The sequence below is a fragment of the Brumimicrobium salinarum genome (assembly GCF_002844555.1).
Classification (GTDB): domain Bacteria; phylum Bacteroidota; class Bacteroidia; order Flavobacteriales_D; family Crocinitomicaceae; genus Brumimicrobium; species Brumimicrobium salinarum.
Genome location: NZ_PJNI01000045.1, coordinates 1 through 2,068, shown reverse-complemented (window position 1 = coordinate 2,068; position 2,068 = coordinate 1). Strand labels below are relative to the sequence as shown.

At 31.1% G+C, this 2,068-nt stretch carries 3 protein-coding genes; all 3 read right to left on the bottom strand.

Annotated elements, in window-relative coordinates; genetic code table 11:
* Window positions 1-12 precede the first annotated feature (12 nt).
* Complete coding sequence (locus CW751_RS15045; RefSeq protein ID WP_101335841.1) at window positions 13-366, bottom strand: cysteine peptidase family C39 domain-containing protein; 354 nt, start codon at window positions 364-366, stop codon at window positions 13-15.
* Window positions 367-374: 8 nt separating this feature from the next.
* Entirely contained in the window at window positions 375-1,682 is a 1,308-nt protein-coding gene (locus CW751_RS15040) for a hypothetical protein (protein ID WP_133122252.1), read from the bottom strand.
* Window positions 1,683-1,749: 67 nt separating this feature from the next.
* Window positions 1,750-1,920, bottom strand: a complete 171-nt coding sequence (locus CW751_RS15500; RefSeq protein WP_165779338.1) for a hypothetical protein — start codon at window positions 1,918-1,920, stop codon at window positions 1,750-1,752.
* Window positions 1,921-2,068: the final 148 nt, after the last annotated feature.

Genomic DNA, 2,068 nt, shown 5'->3' with positions numbered 1-2,068 from the left:
ATGGAAATTGCTCTATATTTTTGATTTGCTTGTTAGAATTAAGCCGTGTCTTGGATCAGCAACGAAAACTTGTTTTTTGGTTATTTTATAGACCACAACAAAATGTCGTTGTTGCCAAAAAACGATACAAGGCAGTGGTGCGTCTTTTTTGAGTTTTTCAAAATCAATTTTCACACCTAAAGAACGAAAACCAATGTTTTCTGCAGCTTCAGCAATATTTTTTAGGGTAGAGCCTTCACGAGTAGTCTCAGAAATGGCGCGAAGTTTTTGCAAGGATATGGTGCGACCATAGTGCTTTGCGATCATGCGAAGGCATGTTGGACCGCAATCCATGATGTCCAGTTGGCGATAGTTAGGAAACTTCATATTAGATTTTAATTAATCCTGATATCGTTGATATTGTACGAATAAAGTATCCTTTTCCATGACGTAGGGTTTTCTTTTTTAAGAATATAGAGCCTGCCATCATTCACTTCCCAATGATATAAGCCATGTATGCCACTCAATAGTGGCATTTCTTTTGTCTCAGCAGTTAAGTAATTAATTTCTAATATTACTTGGGAGTTACCTTTTCTAAATAAAAAGTAACCTTTCTTTCTCACTTCATCTGTATAAAACTCATTTCTGTACCACAAATCGCTTAATTCTATTTTCTTACTATTAATTTTTTGCTCATTGATATAATAATTTATTTCTGATTTGTTGAAGTCAAAGGTTATCAACATAGAATCTAATAAGTAAGCATCCATTCTTGACTCTTCCAAGAGTCCTAACAGCCCCATAAAGCCATTTGATCCTTTCAAAAATTTAAACACTTGTGCCGTTTCCGGATCTAAATTGGCTATACTCGTATTCTTATGTTTATGATATTTTCTTCCAGCAAATTTATGATTTGGAGAATAAAACAGATAGACTGGTAAGCCTCTTAATGGACTTAAATTTGAATAATTCTGAGAAACGAAGTGCATAGAACTTGAATCATAAAAAATATCAATATAAGTTTCTAGTTCAATTTCTTTACTGTAAACAGAAATTTCATCAAGAAGGTTGTAGAAAAATGTGTTTTTAAAAAAATACTTTTCATTATATTCCCCGATAAAACCATGAAATCTGGCTCTATATTCATTTTTAACCATCAAAAATTCTACTTTTTTCTTATTATAGATAAAAATAGAATCTCGTACTTCTATAATGGGAAGCCCTAATATATCGGAATATAGAAGTTCTGCTTTGGAATTAATTATAGTATTTGTATTATTTGTGGAGATGTATTTGTTTTTAAGGTTATTTACGGACTTCTGTATTGTATATAATTCTCCATTAACAAAATGAAAGTCCACAACATGCATCGTATCATGTGACTCCTTTCTAATAATGTCTGCTTTAATTATGGTTTCATCAAAAGATTGGGTTCGTACTTCGAAATAAAATGTATCTGTTTTTACGAATGTTTCAAGATTTAATAATAAAGAGTCCAAGTTCTTTAGACTTATCCAAAAGTAACCCTTTGGTTTTGGGTTTAATTCAATAAAGTCAGCATAATTTAAATTTAGATTTTGGTCTTCTATTCTTACCTTTAATGAGTTTTTATCAACTCGTTTCTGTTGTAAATAGAATGTTTTTTCTTGCGAGTAAGAAAAAATAGTTATAAACAGAAACATCGTGGTGAAATTTAGTTTCATTAAAAATAAGGGTTAATAGAGTAGTAAACCTAGGTCGGGTAATTAAAACCTGACCTAGGTTTTTAAACTATGGTCTGTTTCTGTCGTCATCGTAGAACCCTAAATCGTATAGTTCCCAATAAGCATCCATTTGTTGATCAATGTTAGCCCCCATGTTTATACCTCCTTTAACATTTTCTGTTGCCACTTCATCATTTGTTTCAAATGATTTCAATGACTTTTGATTTTCATTTTTCATAATAATAAATTTATCCCTACAATAAAATTTAGTTATCTTTGTAACCGCATGTAGGTAAATACAATTACTTAGATTGCGTAAAATGTATCTCATCTGACAAATTGATTATCTACGTCTATATAAAGAGCGTGTGTCAGCACGCTTTTTT